Here is a 17,621-nt window from a genome sequence, read left to right as displayed (position 1 = left end):
GCCACGGAGACCCGTCATGCCCGTCCTGCGCCGCCTGATCGCCACCATCGCCGCCGTCGCGCTGATGCACGCCGGTCTCGTGCACGCCGCGCCGCAGGGTTTGATCTCGGCCGAGCAGGTGGCTGCCGCGCAGACGACCAGCGCTGGCGCGACGTCGCCCGGTCACGCCGCGCTGTATGCGCAGCTCGACCGCGCCGAGGTCGCGCAGGCGCTGCGCGAGCGCGGCGTGTCGCCCGAAGCCGCGCGCGAGCGCGTCGCGGCGCTGACCGACGCCGAGGCGCTGCAGGTCGCACAGCACATCGACCAGGCGCCCGCCGGCGGCGACGTGCTCGGCGTCATCGTCTTCATCTTCGTGCTGCTGCTGATCACCGACATCCTCGGCTTCACGAAAGTCTTCCCGTTCACGCGCTCGGTGCGCTGACGCTGCCGGTGCTGCGCCGTCGCCGGGCGCTCGCGCTGGCCGCGACGCTGCCGGGGCTCGCCGCGGGCTGCGCGTCGCTCGACCCGCTGCAGTCCGGCGCGCCGTGGCCGGCGGACCTGCCGCCGCGTGTCGAGCTCACCGCGGTGCCGTTCGTCGCGCAGGCGCGGTTCCACTGCGGGCCGGCGTCGCTCGCGATGGCCGCCGGCGCGGTGGGCGTCGACGTGTCGGCCGATGTGCTGGCCGACCAGGTGTTCCTGCCGGCGCGCGAAGGCTCGCTGCAAGTCGAGATGCTCGCCGCCGCGCGCCGCCAGGGGCTGCTGGCCGTCGTGCTGTCGGGTGAGCTGCGCGCGCTGTTCGCCGAACTGGCCGCGGGCCACGCGGTCGTCGTGCTGCAGAACCTGGGCCTGTCGATCTCGCCGCGCTGGCACTACGCGGTGGCGATCGGCTACGACGCGCCGGCGCGCGAGGTGCTGCTGCGCAGCGGCGACGAGCCGCGGCAGCGGCTGTCGTGGTTCACGTTCGAGCAGACCTGGGCGCGCGGCGGGCGCTGGGCCTTCGTCGCGCTGCCGCCCGACCGGCTGCCCGCCACCGCGCGCGAGGCCGACGCGGTGCAGGCGGCCATTGGCTTCGAGCGCGTCGCGGCGCCGGCGCAGGCGGCTCAGGCGTGGCGCGCGGTGCGGCAGCGCTGGCCCGACAACCTGCCGGCCGCGATCGGGCTCGGCAACGCGCTCGTCGCGCAGGGCGACCTCGACGCCGCTGCACAGGTGCTCGCGCAGGCTGCGGCGCGCCACGACAGCGCCGCAGCGTGGAACAACCTGGCGCAGGTCCAGCTGCAGCGCGGCGACCGCGCCGCCGCGCGCGACGCGGCGCGGCGTGCCGTTGCCGCGGCCGAACGCCCCGGTGCCGACGCGCACTGGCGCGACGCCGCGCTCGCGACGCTGCGCGAGGCCGAGCGCTAGCACAGGCGCGTGGGCGTCGCCGCGCGGCGGCCGTGGCGAGCAGGGGATTGACCCGCCGCGTGCCGCACGACGACGATGGCGCGCATCACGGCCCAAGGAGCGCCCATGCCCACGCGTCGCAACCCCCGCCCATCGGTCCGCTCCGGCGGCAAGTCCCCTGTGGCGTCGACCGCGACGCCACGCTCGCCTGCGGTGTGGAAGCGCGCCGCGCGCCCCGACGCGATCGACTTTCGCGACCGCTGGTTCGTCCCGGCGATCTCGTCGGCGCCGCCGCCGACGCTGTTCCCGGCCGAGCCGCTGCCGGTCAAACACCAGGGCGAGACCAACGCGTGCACCGGCTTCGCGCTCGCGCTCGTCGTCGAGCACCTGCTGCGCCGCGCCGGGCGCGAGGCGCAGCCGGCGATCTCGCCGTTCATGCTGTACTCGATGGCGCGCCGCTACGACGAGTTCCCGGGCTCGGTGGCCGACGAGGGCTCGAGCTTGCGCGGTGCGCTCAAGGGCTGGTTCAAGCACGGCGCCTGCCGCGAGGCGCTGTTCCCCGGACTGCAGATGCCGCCGGCCGCGGCGCGCATCGACGACGACTGGTGGTACGACGCCGTGCGCCGCCCGCTCGGCGCGTACTACCGCATTGCGCCGACGCAGCTCACCGACATGCACGCCGCGCTCCACGAGGTTGGCGTCCTCTACGTCAGCAGCGGCTGCCACGCGGGCTGGGACGAGGGCATGCGGCGCCGGCCGATGCGCCGGCCGCCGGTGTCGTTCGACGAGGTGTGGGAGATCCCGGTGCGCGGCGGCGAAGCCGAGCACGCCGGCCACGCGTTCGCGATCCTCGGCTACAACGAGCGCGGCTTCCTGATCCAGAACTCGTGGGGCCCCGACTGGGGCTCGCACGGCTACGCGCTGCTGACCTACGGCGACTGGCTGGCCAACGCGATGGACTGCTGGGTCGCGCAGCTCGGCGTCGTCACGCAGGACCACCGCGACCTCGCGCGCAGCGACACGCTGCGCCGCGACAAGCGCACCGGCAAAGTCGTGCTCGCGGCCAGCGACGTGCTGCGCCACCGAGAGCTCGCGCCGTTCATCCTCAACATGGGCAACAACGGCGCGCTGTCCAACAGCGGCGTGTTCCGCACCACGCCCGACGACGTGCGCGCGATCGCCGACGTGCAGCTCGAGCGCGCGCGCGCCGAGTGGGCGCCGGCCGACGACGTCGTCGACGTGTGCGTCTACGCGCACGGCGGGCTGGTCGGCGAGAAGGACGCGGCGAAGACGGCGGCGCGCTGGATCCCGGCGCTGTACGAGGCGCGCGTCTTCCCGATCTTCCTGATGTGGGAGACCGACTTCTGGAGCACGCTCGCCGGCCTCGTGGCCGACACCGTCAAGGGCGTGCCGCGCACGACGGCCGCCGGCGCCGCGTTCGAGCGCTGGTGGAACCGCCGCCTCGAGCGCGCGCTGGCGCGGCCGGGCACCGCGCTGTGGGGCGAGATGAAGCAAAACGCCGACGCGATCAGCCTGTTCCGGCCCCACGTGGCCGACGACGAGCAGGCTGGCGCCGTGCTGCTGTACCGCCACTTCAAGCACCACGTGCAGAACAAGAACGTACGCATGCACTTCGTCGGCCACTCGGCCGGCAGCATCGTTGGCAGCCTGATGCTCAGCCGCCTCGCGGCCGAGGGGATGCGCTTCGAGTCGGTGAGCTTCATGGCGCCGGCGGTGCGCTGCGACACGTTCACGGCCCACGTCGCGCCGCTGCTGAAGAAGGGCACGGTCGCGCGCTACCAGCAGTTCTCGCTGACGGCACAAGCCGAAGAGGACGACCCCACCTGCGGGCCGTACCGCCGCTCGCTGCTGCACCTGGTGGCCGAGTCGTTCGAAGGCGGCAGCCGCCAGGCCATCCTCGGCCTCGAGGCCGACGCGCGCGCCGCGCTCGACGGGCTGCCCAACACGACGCTGCACCTCGCGCCCGGTGCGCGCAGCAAGGCCAGCACGCACGGCGGCTTCGACGACGACGAGACGACGCTCAGGCAGGTGATCCGCTTCATCCACGGCGCCTGACGCGCTCTCGGCGTGCCCCGATTGACCGCGCGCGGGCCGCGCGGTCTACTGCGCGCCGGCGCCGCCACGCGGCGGCGAGGACACATCGTTCGAGGAGCAACGCGCATGGGCAGCACGATCGAATTCGCACGACCCGACGGCAAGACCGTCCGGGGCTACCTCGCCGAGCCGGCATCGCCCGGCCCCGGCGTCGTCGTGATCCAGGAGTGGTGGGGACTCAACGACCAGATCCGCGGTGTCGCCGACCGCCTCGCGCTGGCCGGCTACACGGCGCTGGTGCCCGACCTGTACCGCGGCCGCTCCACCGTCGAGGCCGAGGAGGCGCACCACCTGATGACGAACCTCAACTTCGGCGACGCCGCGTCGCAGGACGTGCGCGGCGCCGTGCAGCACCTGAAGGGCCGCGGCTGCGCCAAGGTCGGCGTCACCGGCTACTGCATGGGCGGCGCGCTGACGATCCTGGCGCTGACGATGGCGCCCGAGGCCGACGCTGGTGTCGTGTGGTACGGCTACCCGCCGCTCGACTTCGTCGACGCGAGCAAGATCAAGGCGCCGATGATGGCGCACTGGGCGACGCAGGACGCCGCGTTCGCGATGGACGGCGTCGAGGCGCTCGAAGCCAAGCTCAAGGCCGCCGGCGTCGCCTACACCGGCCACCGGTACCTCGCGCACCACGCGTTCGCCAACGAGACCGCGCAGGGGCCGCGGCGCATCGCGGTGACGCAGTACGACGCCGCGTGGGCGCAGGTGGCGTGGGACCGCACGATGCGGTTCTTCGGTCGGCACCTGGGCTGAACGCGTCCCACCCCTTGGTGCGGCGGCACCCCCTGCGAATGGGGGGTGCCGCCGCGTTGTTCTGGTACGTCCCGATGCACGCCGCGGTCGGCGCCGCTAGCGTGGGTCGGCCATTGCGTGACGTAACACGTGCCGGAGGACCGATGACTGCATCCCTGTACCGAATCGCGCGCCTGGGCGCGCCGCTGCTGATCGCGCTCGGCCTGGCCGCCGGCGTGGCCCACGCGAAGAAGCCCGCGCCGCCCGACCTGGGCTGGCAGAAGATCGAGAACCCGGCGCCCGTCACGATCGGCGGCAAGACGTACAGCGCGACCTGCTCGAACTACCCGGGTACCAACAAGACGTTCTCGTTCTGGGCGCGCAAGGGCACGGCAAAGAACACCGTCGTGTTCTTCGAAGGCGGCGGTGCCTGCTGGGACAACCTGACCTGCTCGCACCCGATCGCCGGCCTGCCCGCTAACGTGCCGCAGTTCTTTGTGCCGCAGGTCGCGCCGGGCACCGATCCGGCGACGTTCGACGGCATCTTCCGCACCGACCGTGCCGACAACCCGGTGCGCGACTGGAACATGGTCTACATCCCGTACTGCACCGGCGACCTGCACGCCGGGTCGGCGACGAAGACCTATACCAGTGTCGGCAATTCGGCGCTTGGGTTGCCGGCCGGAGTGCCCCTGACGATCGAGCACCGCGGCTTCGACAACTTCATGGTCGTGCTCGACTGGATGAAGAAGAACCTCGACCGGCCGAAGAACCTGCTGGTCACCGGCTCGAGCGCCGGGGGTTATGGTGCCAGCCTGAACTTCCCGTATCTCGCGCGCGCCTACCCGCAGGCGCACCTGTACGTCGTCGCCGACGCCAGCCAGGGCGTGACGACACCGGACTGGGACCAGTTCGGCCGCAGTTCGTGGAACCTGCAATTCGCGCCCGGCGCCTTCGGTCCGAACCCTGCGGCGCTGCCGAGCGCCGACCTGCTGCGCGCCGCCGCGCAGTCTCACCCGCGCGCGAAGGTGGCGCAGTTCACGACGACGTTCGACGAGGTCCAGATCCTCTTCTACGGTGTTATGAAGCAGTACTACCCGCCGGGCGGCGCGTGCCCGAACCCGGCGATCGACTGGAACCAGCAGATGATCACCAAGCTCGTCGAGTACGACGACGAGGTGAAGAATTTCCGCTACTACCTGGCCGGTGGCACCTACCACACGCTGATGCGCAGCCCGCTCTTCTACACCGAGGCATCGACCGGAACGCCGTTCAACGAGTGGCTGCGCCAGATGCTGGCCAACCGTGGGGGCACGGGCGGCCACGGCGGGCGCTGGACCAACGAAGCCTGCCCCGGCTGTCTCGCGACCTACCCCTGCCCGACACCCTGAGGCTCACCACAGCCACGCCGCACCGCGCACCCCCGACGCATCGCCGTGCGCGGCCGGCGCGAGCCGGGTGCGCACCGGCTCGTCGGCGCCGGCGCTGAAGACCCAGCGCGACCACAGCGCCGGCACGCGCCGGTACAGCGGGTCCAGCCGCGACAGCCCGCCGCCGAGCACGATCACGTCGGGGTCGAGCAGGTTGATGACGGACGCCAGCGCCCGCGCGAGGCGGTTCGCATGGCGTTCCAGCGCCGCGGCGCATGCGGTGTCGCCCGCCGCGGCGCGCTGTGCGATCTGCGCCGCATCGAACGCCTCGCCGCCGTGGCGCGCGTGGTCGGCGGCCAGCGCGGGGCCGCTCAGCCAGGTCTCGATGCAGCCGCGCTGGCCGCAGTAGCACGCCGGCGGCGTCTCGTCGGGCGTGGCCCACGGCAGCGGGTTGTGGCCCCACTCGCCGGCCAGCCCGTTGGGTCCGCGCAGCACGCGGCCGTGCACCGCGATGCCGGCCCCGACGCCGGTGCCGAGGATCACCGCGAACACGACGTCGGCACCGGCGCCCGCGCCGTCGGTGGCCTCCGACAGCGCGAGGCAGTTGGCGTCGTTGGCCAGCCGCACCGGCTGGCGCAGCCGCGCCTCGAGGTCGCGCTGCAGCGGCCGGCCGTTCAGGCACGTCGAGTTGGCGTTCTTGACGAGGCCGGCGGGCGTCAGCGTGCCGGGGTGGCCGACGCCTACGGTGAACTCGCCGCCGACGGCGCGCCGCGCCGCGCCGACGAGCGCCGCGACGGCGGCCAGCGTCTCGTCGTAGCGGCCCGCCGGGGTGGCCATGCGCTCGCGCCAGCGCACGGCGCCGGCGTCGTCGAGCACGGCGGCCTCGATCTTCGTGCCGCCGAGGTCGACACCCAGGCGCAGCGGCGCCGCCGTCATGCCGTCACAGCGGCTGCGTGCGCGCCTCGAGCCACGCGAGCGCGTCGCCGTCCAGCAGCGGCGCGAGGCGCTCGCGCACGGTCGCGTGGTAGCGGTCGAGCCAGTCGATCTCGTCGATCGTCAGCAGGCTGCGGTCGATGCAGCGCGTGTCGATCGGGCACAGCGTCAGCGTCTCGAACTCGAGGAACTCGCCGAACTCTTCGGCCACGTCGAGCCGCGCCGGCACGTTGAGCACCAGGTTCTCGATGCGCACGCCCCAGCGCCCGGGGCGGTACACGCCGGGCTCGATCGACGTGATCATCCCCGGCTCCATCGCCATCGTCGCGTCGGGCACCGCGCGGCTGATCGACTGCGGGCCCTCGTGCACGTTGAGGAAGTAGCCCACGCCGTGGCCGGTGCCGTGGCCGAAGTCGAGGCCCGCGGCCCACAGCGGCGCGCGCGCGAGCGCGTCGAGCGCGGGGCCCGGGATGCCGCGCGGGAAGCGCGCGCGCGACAGCGCGAGCGTGCCCTTGAGCACGAGCGTGTAGTCGCGCCGCATCGCGGCGCTGGGCGTGCCCACCGGCCACACGCGCGTGATGTCGGTCGTGCCGCCGAGGTACTGGCCGCCGGAGTCGATCAGCAGCAGCGAGTCGCCTTCGATCACCGCGTGCGACGCGGGCGTCGCGCGGTAGTGCGGCATCGCGCCGTTGGGGCCGAAGCCGGCGATCGTCGGGAAGCTCGGGCCCACGAAGCCGGGCTGCTTCGCGCGCTCGGCGGTGAGCCACTCGTCGACGGTCAGCTCGGTCAGCCGCTCGCCGCGCTCGAGCGCGGCCTCGAAACGCGCGTAGAAGCGGCACATCGCGGCGCCGTCGAGTGCCATCGTCTCGCGCACGAAGGCGGCCTCGGCGTCGGTCTTGCGGCTCTTGGCCAGCGTGCTCGGGTTGATCGCCTCGACGACTTTCACGCCCTCGGGCACGCGCTCGCGAAACGCGAGCGTCACGCGCTTGGGGTCGACGAGCAGCGTGCTGCCCGGCGGCAGCGCCGCCAGCGCATTGGCGGCCCGCTCGTACGGCGCGAGCGCGATGCCGTCGGCAGCCAGCGCGGCGGCGACATTGGCCGGCACCTTGCCGGCGCCGACGAACAGCGTCGCGCGCTCGGCGTCGACGAGCAGGTGCGCGAGGAACACCGGGTTGTAGGCCACGTCGGCGCCGCGCAGGTTCGTGATCCACGCGACGTCGTCGACGGTCGAGACGAAGTGGTGCGTCGCGCCATGCGCACGCATCGCGGCGCGCACCTGCGCGAGCTTGTCGGCGCGCGTGACGGCGGCGTGCGGCGCGCGGTGCTCGTAGACCGGCGCGGCGGGCAGCGCGGGGCGGTCGGGCCAGGTCTCGGCGAGCAGGTCGACGTCGGTGCGCAGCTTCACGCCGGCCTTGTCGAGCGTCTCGCGCAGCGTCTTGGCTGCCGCCAGCCCGAGCACGGCGCCGTCGACGACGACGGTCTCGCCGGGCTTGACGTGGCTCGCGAGCCACTCGGCGTGCAGCGCCGAGCTGCCGGTGGGGATCTTCTGCAGCTCGATGCCGCTGCCTTCGAGTTCGGCGGCGGCCTGCACCCAGTAGCGACTGTCGGCGAACAGCGCCGCCTCGGTGGCGGTGACGGCCAGCGTGCCCATCGAGCCGGTGAAGCCCGACAGCCACTCGCGCCCCTGCCAGCGCTCGGGCAGGTATTCCGACAGGTGCGGGTCGCTCGACGGCACGAGCAGCGCCGCCGCGCCGTGGCGCGCGAGCGCCTCGCGCACGCGCGCCAGGCGCAGTCGGATCGGGGAGGTGCGTGTGTCCATGCGCGGGCCTGTGCGGTGCCGGCTCATTCTAGGGAGCGAGCGATCGCCGCGTCGGCGGTGCCGGCTGCGCCGGGCGCGGCGGCCGCGTCGCGCGCGAGCACGCGCCGGCGCACCAGCTGGATGTGGCTGCGCAGCGCGTACAGCTCCTCGGCGTACGACAGCGGCACCGCGATGTGCTCGACGCGGTGGTCGACCTCGTCGAGCTCGCGCAGCAGCTCGGCCGTCGGCCGCTGGCCCGCGGCGTCCTCGATCGCGCGCAGCTGCGCGTACCAGCGGAAGATGCGCGAGCGGATGCGCCACTCCACGAGCGGCGGCAGCACCTTCGACAGCGGGATCACGACGGCGATCACCGACAGCGCGACGAGCCACATGCGGTCGATCAGGTTGGCGGCCCAGAACGGCAGGTAGCGCTGCAGCCACGGCGTGCCGCTGCGGTAGACGCGCTGCGCCTCGGCGGCCAGCGGCCATTCGCTGCGCTCGGGGCTCGGGAAGTCGCCGGCGCGCTGGAACCAGCCGGCGTCGCCGTGCACCTGGCGCGCGGCCTGCACCAGCAGCTGCACCAGCGCCGGGTGCAGCGTCTCGCGCGCGAGCAGCGACGCGCTCGGCGCGACGAGGTGCACGTCGGCCGGCGGGCGGTCGGCCGCGAGGTCGACGATGCCGCGCGGCAGCACGACCGGCGTCATGAACGGGAAGCGCCGCGACAGCGCCTCGGCCTGCGCGAAGTCGAACAACCGGATGCCCGGCGTGCGCAGCAGCATCTGCACCATCGCCGCCTCAGGGGCGGAGGCGACGACGACGGCGTCGAGCCGGCCTTCGAGCAGCTCGACGACGGCCGGCGTCAGCGGCAGCTGCGACACCTGCAGCGCGTCGAGCCCGGTGCCGTAGGCGTCGAGCAGCCGGCCCAGCAGCGGCGGCACGCCGCTGCCCGCCGGGCCGACGTTGACGCGCCAGCCGGCGAGCTGCGCGAGGTTCTCGAGCGGGCGCCCGCGCAGCAGCCGGCGCGCGCTGTCGTCGCGGTAGAACAGCCACACCGGCTCGTGGAACACGGTGCCCAGCGAGACGATGCCCTCGTTCGGCGGCTCGTCGACCGGGCGCTTGCCGCTGCTGCCGCCCTGCACGAACGCGACGTCGACGCCCGAGTCGGCGTCGCGCAGCAGCGCGAGGTTCTCGGCCGCGCCATTGGTGTTGCGCAGCGTCACGGTGATGCCGTGACGCGCGAGCAGCTCGGCGTAGCGGCGGCCGAACTCGGCGTACGCGCCCTGCGCGCCGCCGGTGGCCATCGTCAGCGTCGCGGGCGGCGTCGGCTGCAGCCACCGGTACGCGACGACGAACGCGGTCACCGCCAGCAGCACGATCGGCAGCTGCGCCGCGAGGAAGGCGCGCAGCGAGTGCCAGGCCGAGCGCAGCGTGCTCAGGCGCGCGTCCATCTCGAGCGGTCGCTTCGGCGGGGTCGTCATCGGCGGGCGGGGCAGGGCGGCAACGGACAGGGCGTCGACGGTAGCACGCTACGATGCCGCACCGCCCGTTCCCCGCCGCCGATGTCCACGACCCTGCCGCCGCTGGCCGCGCGCAACGCGCGCATCGCGCCGTTCCACGTGATGGAGCTCGTCAAGCACGCCGACGCGCTCGCCGCGGCCGGCCGCTCGATCATCCACCTGAGCATCGGCGAGCCCGACTTCACCGCGCCGCCGCCGGTCGTCGCCGCGCTCGAGCGCGCCGCGCGCGACGGCGACACCGGCTACACGCAGGCCACCGGGATCGAGCCGCTGCGCCGCGCGATCGCGCGCTGGCACGGCGACGAGTTCGGCGTCGACGTCGACCCGGCGCGCGTGCTCGTCACCGCCGGCGCGTCGGGTGCGCTGCTGCTCGCGTGCGCGGCGCTCGTCAACCCCGGCGACGCGGTGCTGATGAGCGACCCCGGCTACCCGTGCAACCGCCACTTCGTCGCGGCGTTCGACGGCGTCGCGAAGGCCGTGCCGGTCGGTGCGGCGCAGCGCTTCCAGCTCGACGCCGCTGCGGTGCGCGCGCACTGGAGCCCCGAGGTGCGCGGCGTGCTGCTCGCGAGCCCGAGCAACCCGACCGGCACCTCGATCGCGTTCGACGAACTCGGCCGCGTCGTCGACGCCGTGCGCGAGCGCGGCGGCTTCACGATCGTCGACGAGATCTACCTCGGCCTGACCTACGGCCACGCGCCGCGCAGCGCGCTCGCGCTCGGCGACGACGTCGTGACGGTCGGCAGCTTCTCGAAGTTCTTCCACATGACGGGCTGGCGGCTGGGCTGGCTGGTGCTGCCGCCGGCGTGGGTCGCGCCTGTCGAGAAGCTGGCGCAGAACCTGTTCATCTGCGCGTCGGCGCTGGCGCAGCGCGCCGCGCTGGCGTGCTTCGAGCCCGAGGCGATGGCCGTCTTCCGCGCGCGGCGCGACGAGTTCCGCGCGCGGCGCGACTTCATCGTGCCGGCGATCCACGAACTGGGCTTCGGCGTGCCGGTCGAGCCCGACGGCGCGTTCTACGTCTGGCTCGACGCGAGCCGCTTCACCGACGACAGCGACCGCTTCGCGATCGAGCTGCTCGAAGCCACCGGCGTCGCGCTGGTGCCGGGCAAGGACTTCGGTGCGCACGAGCCGCACAAGTGGCTGCGGCTGTCGTACGCGACCGACATGGCGTCGCTGCGCGAGGCGGTGGCGCGCATGCGCGGCTGGCTCGCGTCGCGGCCGGTGCGCTGAGCGCGTCCGGCGGCACGACGCCCGGCTCAGCCGCTGCGGCGCGAGGCGGCGACGACGGCGGCCTGCACGCGCGAACTCAGGTTGAGCTTGCGCAGGATGTGCTGCACGTGGATCTTGACCGTCGTCTCGGCGATCGCCAGTGCGCGCGCGATCTCCTTGTTGCTGTGGCCGAGTGCGATCAGCTCGAGGATCTCGCGCTCGCGCGGTGACAGGCTGGCCAGCGCGTCGTCGTCGGCCGGGGCCGGCGTGTCGGGCGCGGCCGCTGCGCCGCCACCGAACGCGGCGGCGAGCTTGGGTGTCATCGCGGCGCTGAAGCTCGCCTCGCCGCGCGCGGCGCGCTCGATGGCCTGCGCGAGCTCGTCGCTGTCGGCGGTCTTCAGCAGGTAGCCGGCGGCGCCGCCGCGCAGCGCCGCGGCGAGGTCGCGTTCGTCCTCGCTCACCGTCAGCATCAGCACGCGCGCCTGCGGCACCGCGGCGCGCAGCGCCGGCAGCGCGTCGACGCCGGCGACGCCGGGCAAGTGGTTGTCGAGCAGGATCACCTGCGGGCGGCACTGTGCCGCGGCGCGCTGCGCCTCGTTGGCGTCGGCCGCCTCGCCGACGACCTCGAAGCGGCCGTCGGCGGCGAGCAGCGCGACGAGCCCGCGCCGGAACAGCGTGTGGTCGTCGACGACGAGCACGCGCACCTTCGATCCGGAGTCGGCGTGGGTGTCCATCGTGCGGGCGGGTGACGATCAGGCCGCCAGCGGCTCGCGCTCGGGCAGCGCGACGACGACGCGCGTGCCGCGCCCCGGCGTCGAATCGACGTGCACCGACGCGCCGATGCCCTCGGCGCGCTCGCGCATGATGCGCAGGCCCACGTGCGTCTCGTCGTCGCCGCGCGCACGGGCGTCGAAGCCGCGGCCGTCGTCGCGCACTTCGATGCGCCACGCCGGCTGCTGCCGCACGTCGAGCCACACGGCGCTCGCGCCGGCGTGCTTGCGCACGTTCGACAACGCCTCCTGCACGACGTGCAGCAGCTGCACCTGCACGTCGGGCGGCAGCGGCACGCCGGCGCCGTGCACCTCGAGGTGCGCCGGCAGCCCCGTCTGGTGCTCGAACTTGTGCAGCGTCGCCTTCAGTGCAGCGACGAAGTCGTCGCTGTTGGTGCGCGTGCGGAAGTGCAGCAGCAGCTCGCGCACGTCGGCCGTGCTCTCGCGGATGCCGGCGTCGAGCTCGTCGATGGCGCGCTCGACCTGCGCGGCGTCGCCACGCCGCAGCGCGCCGCGCAGCAGCTGCAGCTGGATCTTCAGGAACGCCAGGCCCTGCGCGATCGAGTCGTGCAGCTCGCGCGCGAGCAGCGTGCGCTCCTCGGCGACCGCCGCCTCGCGCTCGAGCGCGGCGGCGCGCACGCTCTCCATGCCGCTGGCCAGGTGGCTGGCCAGGCTCTCGAGCAGCGCACGGTCGGCGTCGGACCACGCGGCGACGCTGCCGCGGTACAGCAGGTCGACCTCGCCGAGCGTCTGGTCGTGCAGGCGCACCGGCACGACGACGACGTGCTCGAAGCCGTGGCGCTCGCACGCCGCCGCGCCGGCGCCGGGCGCGAGCGGGCGGATCGCGATCACGCGCGCGTGGCCACCGGCGTCGGGCTGCCCGCAGTGGCAGCTGCCGTCGTACAGGCAACGCTCCTGCTCGAGCATCTCGGCGGGCACGCAGTCCGACGCGAGCAGCACGTGGCGGCGCTGCGCGGCGTCGTGCCAGCGCAGCAGCGCGGCGTCGGCGCGGCCGACGGCGCGCAGCCGGCGCGCGAAGCCCTGCGCCAGCGCCTCGAGCGTCGGCGCCGTCGCGATGAAGGCGCTGGCCTCGTAGAGCACGGCCAGGCGCTCGCGCTCGGCGCGCAGGCTCTCGGTTTTCTCGCGCACCTTGGCTTCGAGGTCGCGGTAGAAGCCTTCCAGCGTCGCCGCCATGCGGTTGAAGCCCTGCGCCAGCCGGCCGAACTCGTCGTCGGCATCGACGACCACGCGCGCCGAGAAGTCGCCCTGCTCGACCTGCTCGACCCCGGCTTGCAGCCGTGCGAGCGGGTTGAAGACGAACAGCACCGCCGCGTACAGCAGCGCGACGCCGCCGGCGAGCGCGAGTCCCATCAGGCCGAGCTGGAACGTCGTCAGCACCGCGGTCCAGCGCGACAGCTGCGCCTCGATCGCGCCGACGAAGGCGTCGATGTCGGCCACGAGCGCGTCGGCCTCGGCCGCCACGCCCCCCGGCTGCAGCGCGCCGGGGGCGAGCCACGCCGCGCGCACCGTGTCCCAGTGCGCCCGCACGCGCTCGAACGCGGCGCGCGTCGTCTCGCCGCGCGGCACGAACAGCGGGCGCGCCGGGTCGCCGCGTTCGAGCAGTGCGATCGAATCGTCGAACTGCAGCGCCTGCGCGTGCAGACGCTGCGGGTCGCCGGCGTGCACCGCCTGCGCGAGCCGCCAGGTCTGCATGCGCAGCCGACCGGCCTCGTTGACCGCGGCCGCGCCGCCTTCGAGCTGCCAGGTCACCCACAGCGTCAGCCCGATCGAGCCGAGGGCGAGCAGCAGCAGCACGGCGCCAATCGCACCGAGCTTGGCCGACAGCGAACGCGGACGCGGCGACGTGGGCATCGTGGCGCGCACTCTAGGGCGGCGCACCCGCGCCGACCTTGACGGGCGTCAAGTGGCGTGGCGTCGGTGGGCGGCCATCTCGCGGCCCATCGCGTCGAGGGTCGAGGCGTCCAGCGCGGCGGCCACCGGCGGGTAGGCCTGCGTCTCTTCGACGGCGATGTGCTCGGCGTAGCCTTGCGCGAAAGCGTGCCAGCCGGCGAGCGTCGCCGCATCGCCCGTCCAGCGACCGGCCGCCACCGGCTCGAGGGCCGCGCGCACCGCGCGCCACTGCTCGGCCATCGCTTCGTGGTCGGCGTGCAGGCGTTGCGCGAGCGCCTGCCGTCCGTGCGCGCGAAGCCACGGCAGCACGTGCAGTTCCTCGTCGGCGTGGTGCGCCGGGCCGGCGACGTCGAAGTAGCGCATCACGCTGCGCGCAGCGTCGGCGGCCTGCGCGTCGGCGCCGTGGCGCTGCAGGTGTTCGCCCAGCCGCAGCAGCAGCGCGAGCATGCGCTGCACGCGTTCGTGGCACGCGTGCAGCATCTCGAACGGCTGCTCGAAGCCGGCCGCCGGCGCCGCGTGCAGCGCGCCGGACCGTGCGTCGTGCATGCGGTCGTTCATCCGGTGCTCCACGCGCGCGGGCGTTTCATGCCGGCGATGCGGCACGCCTGCGCGACGTAGCCATACGGGAACAGCTCGAACATGCGCTTGCGGCCCTCGCCGGGGTAGCGCTGCTCGAGGTGCTTCATCGCGTGGCGCGCATCGGCACACACCTGATGCTCGTGGTACCAGTCGCGCATGAAGCGGATCACGAACCAGTGGTCGTCGCCGAGCGCGATACCCTGTGCGCGCGCCAGCGCTTCGGCCAGCGTCTCATCCCACTGCTCGGGATCGACGAGGTAGCCTTCGCCGTCGAGGCGCGGGTCGTCGGGCGGCATCGTCGTCATCGCGTCGTCTCCGCGGGTCGTGGCACTGCGCGCAGCCGGCTCATCCTGCGCTCGGCACCCCGCTGGCGTCGAGGGTGCGCGACGGGTCGTCGGGGTCGCCGAGCAGGTACGGCGCGGTGCCGGCATTGTCGGCCGCCGACGCCGGCACGAAGCCGCCGCGGCCAATGTCGAACACGTGCACCTCGCCGTCCTCGATCACGTAGTGCCAACCGTGCAGCGTCAGCGTGCGCGCCTCGACGCGCGCGCGCACCATCGGGTAGTCCATCAGCCGCTCGAGCTGCAGCACGACGGCGCGCTGCTCGGTGCGGCGCAGCGCCTCGGCGCCGGGCTCGGCCACCGGCAGCGCCGCTTCGCGGCCGAGTTCGAGCCAGCAGCGCAGGTTCTGCGCCTGCGGCGGCATCTCGCCGTACAGCGCGCGGATCGCGCCGCAGTGGCTGTGGCCGCACACGACGATGCGCCTGACCTCGAGGTTCAGCACCGCGAACTCGATCGCGGCGGCCGTGCCGTGGAAGCCCTCGGACTGGTCCCAGGGCGGCACGAACGCGCCGACGTTGCGCACGAGGAACAGCTCGCCCGGGCCGGCGCCGGTCAGCAGGTACGGCACGAGGCGCGAGTCGGAGCAGCCGATGAACAGCGTCGTCGGGTGCTGGCCGTCGTCGACGAGGTGGCGAAACAGCGAGCGCTGCGTCGGGAACGCGTCGTCGTGGAAGCGCCGCAGCCGCTCGAGCAGTTCGTCGGGCATCGCCGCAGATCCGTCGTAGGCCACTACTGCACGAGCGGCGAGGCCGTCGCGTCGAGGTCGACGCCGCGCACGTCGGCGGCGCCCGCGAGGCGCTGCAGATACTGGCGCAGCGCGGTCACGAACGCCTGCGCCTCGAGGGTGCGTCGCACCGCGCCGCGCACCGCCTCGTAGGGCGGCAGCGCGCCCGCGCGGCGCTCGAGCACCTCGACGACGTGCAGCCCGAAGCGGCTGTGCACGAGGCGTGGCAGCACGCCGACCTCGGGGTGGCCGAAGACCTCGCGCGCGAACTCGGGCGCGCAGTCCTCGGCGCCGAGCCAGCCGAGGTCGCCACCGGCCTGAGCGCTCGGGCAGTTCGACCACTGCGCCGCCGCCGCGGCGAAGCGGTCGGCCTCGCCGGGAGCGCGGGCGCGCAGGTCGATCAGCAGCGCCTCGGCGCGGCGGCGCAGTGCGCCGACGTCGACGCCGGGCGTCACCGCGAACAGCACGTGGCGCAGCCGCACGCGCTCGCCGCGGGCGAAGCGCGCGGCGTTCGCGGCGTGGTAGCGCCGGCACGCCTCGTCGTCCGGCTCGGGCCGCACGAGCTCGCGGTCGAGCAGCGCCTCGATCGCGGCGGTCGCGGCCTCGCTCGTCGCGCCGCGCACCGGCGCCGGGTCGTCGGCGGCCAGCAGGCCGGCCGCGATCGCGGCCTGCCGCAGCAGCTCGACGCTGGCGCGCTGGCGCAGCGCCGCGGCGTCGAGCGCCTCGTCGTCCGACGCGAGCGGCACGCCGTTGACCGACGGCCGGGGGGCGAGGAGCATCGCGGGGGCGTTCATCGGCCGTCTCCCGTCACAGCGCGCGGCGCGGCAGGTTCTGCCCCGCTGGCACGTTGAGCCGGCGCGAGCGCACGACCTGGTACGGCCGGAACAGATACGCCACCGTCGCGAACCCGCTCCAGATGTGCACGAGGCGGCTGAACGGGAACAGCAGGAAGATCGTCATGCCGAGCAGCATGTGCGCCAGGTAGTGCCACGCGATGCCCATCAGCGGCGTCGCGTCGGGGCGGAAGGTGGCGATGCCCTGCAGGTAGCTGGCCAGGATCAGCATCGTCTGCGGGTCCTTCACGTGGGCGTACGACGCGGGCAGCGTGGCCAGCCCGAGCGCGAGCTGCACCCACAGGATGATCAGGATCGCGAGGTCGGTGCGGTGGCTCGTCAGCCGGATGCGCGGGTCGAACAGGCGCCGGTGCAGCAGCATCGTCAGACCGACGAAGCACACCAGCCCGGCGATGCCGCCGGCGACGACGGCGAGCAGCTGCTTCTGCTGCGCCGTCATCACGAGCTCGTAGACCGAGTGCGGCGTGAGCTGGCCGAACAGGTGCCCGAAGAACAGGAACAGGATGCCGAAGTGGAACAGGTTGCTGCCGATCTTGAGCTGGCGCGCGCGCAGCAGCTGCGAGCTGTCGCTCTTCCACGTGTACTGGTCGCGGTCGAAGCGCGCCAGGCTGCCCATCAGGAACACCGACAGGCACACGTAGGGGTAGACGACGAAGAGGACGTTGTAGAGCGTTTCCATGCGGGGCTCCGTGGGGGCGTCGAAGGGGCGGTCAGCGCAAGGCGGCGCGCGGCGGGGCCGCGGGGCGCACGACGTGGATCGGCTGCGGCTGGTCCGGCCGCGCCTGGCCGCGCGTCGAGCAGCCGCCGAAGGCTTCGGGCTCGGCCCAGGCCTCGTCGAGCGGCGGCTCGTCGGGCAGCTCGACGCGCTCGGCGCGCTCGCCGGCGAGGTCGAGCACGGCGGCCAGCACGCTGGCGTAGGCGCTGCGGCGCGCGAGCAGCGCACTGAAGATCGCGCGCACGATGTGCGCGGTCTCGCGCAGGAACTCGCGCGCCTGCGCCGGCGGCTGTGTGCTCGCGAACTCGAGGACGACCGGCAGGTGGTCGGGCAGTTCGCCGGGCGCGAGCAGCAGGCCGGCGCGCTCGTAGGTCTGGGCGAGGTCGATCATCGCCTGCCCGCGGTCGCGGCTGTCGCCGTGCACGTGCTCGAACAGGTACAGCGCGGTGCGCCGGCCGCGGTCGAACAGCTCGACGTACTCGGCCTCGGCGCGCAGCCCGGTCTGGGCGCGCAGGCCGTCGATCAGCGCATCGAGCTCGGCCAGGCGCCCGAACGTCAGCGCGCGCTCGTCGTGCAGCGCGTCGCGCACCGCGGGCAGCGCCTCGCGCATCTCCGCGTCGGGGTAGCGCAGCAGCCACGCGAGCGCGCGCAGCGTGTGGGTCATGCGGCGGGAGGTACCGTGGAGCAGCGACAT

17 protein-coding genes are annotated in these 17,621 nt (G+C 74.0%); 6 read left to right on the top strand and 11 right to left on the bottom strand.

Annotated elements, in window-relative coordinates; all coding sequences use genetic code 11:
* Positions 1-16 precede the first annotated feature (16 nt).
* The 5 genes from MOJ79_RS06275 to MOJ79_RS06255 all read left to right on the top strand — a co-directional run bounded on the left by MOJ79_RS06275 (position 17) and on the right by MOJ79_RS06255 (position 5,600).
* Positions 17-421 carry a PA2779 family protein gene (locus tag MOJ79_RS06275; RefSeq protein WP_241923363.1) on the top strand — a complete coding sequence of 135 codons (405 nt, stop codon included), beginning with the start codon at positions 17-19 and terminating at the stop codon, positions 419-421.
* Between the two features lie 8 nt (positions 422-429).
* Positions 430-1,380, top strand: coding sequence for a PA2778 family cysteine peptidase (locus tag MOJ79_RS06270; RefSeq protein WP_241923362.1), 951 nt, complete (start codon positions 430-432; stop codon positions 1,378-1,380).
* 192 nt (positions 1,381-1,572) lie between these two features.
* The gene (locus MOJ79_RS06265) at positions 1,573-3,435 is read left to right on the top strand and encodes a C1 family peptidase (RefSeq protein ID WP_241923361.1); all 1,863 of its coding nucleotides are present in this window, start codon (positions 1,573-1,575) and stop codon (positions 3,433-3,435) included.
* 105 nt (positions 3,436-3,540) lie between these two features.
* A complete protein-coding gene (locus tag MOJ79_RS06260) occupies positions 3,541-4,230 on the top strand; it encodes a dienelactone hydrolase family protein (RefSeq protein WP_241923360.1) in 690 nt (229 codons plus the stop codon).
* Between the two features lie 143 nt (positions 4,231-4,373).
* Positions 4,374-5,600, top strand: a complete 1,227-nt coding sequence (locus MOJ79_RS06255) for a pectinacetylesterase family protein (protein ID WP_241923359.1) — start codon at positions 4,374-4,376, stop codon at positions 5,598-5,600.
* A gap of 3 nt (positions 5,601-5,603) precedes the next feature.
* On the opposite strand, the gene MOJ79_RS06250 is transcribed toward MOJ79_RS06255, so the two are convergent.
* The 3 genes from MOJ79_RS06250 to MOJ79_RS06240 are packed head-to-tail and all read right to left on the bottom strand — an operon-like array spanning position 5,604 to position 9,788.
* Positions 5,604-6,515, bottom strand: coding sequence for an ROK family protein (locus MOJ79_RS06250; RefSeq protein ID WP_241923358.1), 912 nt, complete (start codon positions 6,513-6,515; stop codon positions 5,604-5,606).
* A gap of 4 nt (positions 6,516-6,519) precedes the next feature.
* A complete protein-coding gene (locus tag MOJ79_RS06245) occupies positions 6,520-8,331 on the bottom strand; it encodes an aminopeptidase P family protein (protein ID WP_241923357.1) in 1,812 nt (603 codons plus the stop codon).
* A 23-nt stretch (positions 8,332-8,354) separates the two neighbouring features.
* Positions 8,355-9,788, bottom strand: a complete 1,434-nt coding sequence (locus MOJ79_RS06240; protein WP_241923356.1) for a TAXI family TRAP transporter solute-binding subunit — start codon at positions 9,786-9,788, stop codon at positions 8,355-8,357.
* Positions 9,789-9,869: 81 nt separating this feature from the next.
* Between MOJ79_RS06240 and MOJ79_RS06235 the strand changes: the two genes are divergently transcribed.
* Positions 9,870-11,054, top strand: coding sequence for a pyridoxal phosphate-dependent aminotransferase (locus MOJ79_RS06235; protein ID WP_241923355.1), 1,185 nt, complete (start codon positions 9,870-9,872; stop codon positions 11,052-11,054).
* A 26-nt stretch (positions 11,055-11,080) separates the two neighbouring features.
* Here MOJ79_RS06235 and MOJ79_RS06230 read toward each other — a convergent pair whose 3' ends face one another.
* Genes MOJ79_RS06230 through narJ form a run of 8 tightly spaced genes read right to left on the bottom strand, consistent with a single transcriptional unit; the run spans position 11,081 to position 17,621 of the window.
* On the bottom strand, positions 11,081-11,767 hold the full coding sequence (locus MOJ79_RS06230; protein ID WP_241923354.1) for a response regulator: 687 nt from the start codon (positions 11,765-11,767) through the stop codon (positions 11,081-11,083).
* Between the two features lie 18 nt (positions 11,768-11,785).
* Positions 11,786-13,675, bottom strand: coding sequence for a type IV pili methyl-accepting chemotaxis transducer N-terminal domain-containing protein (locus MOJ79_RS06225; protein ID WP_241923353.1), 1,890 nt, complete (start codon positions 13,673-13,675; stop codon positions 11,786-11,788).
* 48 nt (positions 13,676-13,723) lie between these two features.
* Positions 13,724-14,272, bottom strand: coding sequence for a hemerythrin domain-containing protein (locus tag MOJ79_RS06220; protein ID WP_241923352.1), 549 nt, complete (start codon positions 14,270-14,272; stop codon positions 13,724-13,726).
* Positions 14,269-14,598, bottom strand: a complete 330-nt coding sequence (locus MOJ79_RS06215; RefSeq protein WP_210757035.1) for a TusE/DsrC/DsvC family sulfur relay protein — start codon at positions 14,596-14,598, stop codon at positions 14,269-14,271. Before MOJ79_RS06215 ends, MOJ79_RS06220 begins: the two co-directional genes overlap by 4 nt.
* Before the next feature lie 40 nt (positions 14,599-14,638).
* On the bottom strand, positions 14,639-15,340 hold the full coding sequence (locus tag MOJ79_RS06210; protein ID WP_241923351.1) for a carbonic anhydrase: 702 nt from the start codon (positions 15,338-15,340) through the stop codon (positions 14,639-14,641).
* 23 nt (positions 15,341-15,363) lie between these two features.
* Entirely contained in the window at positions 15,364-16,152 is a 789-nt protein-coding gene (locus MOJ79_RS06205) for a peptidylprolyl isomerase (RefSeq protein WP_241923350.1), read from the bottom strand.
* Positions 16,153-16,165: 13 nt separating this feature from the next.
* Positions 16,166-16,891: a respiratory nitrate reductase subunit gamma gene (gene narI, locus MOJ79_RS06200; RefSeq protein WP_241923349.1), complete on the bottom strand. Its 726-nt coding sequence runs from the start codon at positions 16,889-16,891 to the stop codon at positions 16,166-16,168.
* Positions 16,892-16,922: 31 nt separating this feature from the next.
* Positions 16,923-17,621 (bottom strand): nitrate reductase molybdenum cofactor assembly chaperone, encoded by a 699-nt coding sequence (gene narJ, locus MOJ79_RS06195; protein WP_241923348.1) that lies wholly within the window; start codon positions 17,619-17,621, stop codon positions 16,923-16,925.

This window comes from Calidifontimicrobium sp. SYSU G02091 (genome assembly GCF_022631395.1).
GTDB lineage: Bacteria > Pseudomonadota > Gammaproteobacteria > Burkholderiales > Burkholderiaceae_C > Calidifontimicrobium > Calidifontimicrobium sediminis.
The sequence above is the reverse complement of the archived record's forward strand: the minus strand, read 5'-3'. Positions and strand labels throughout refer to the sequence as shown.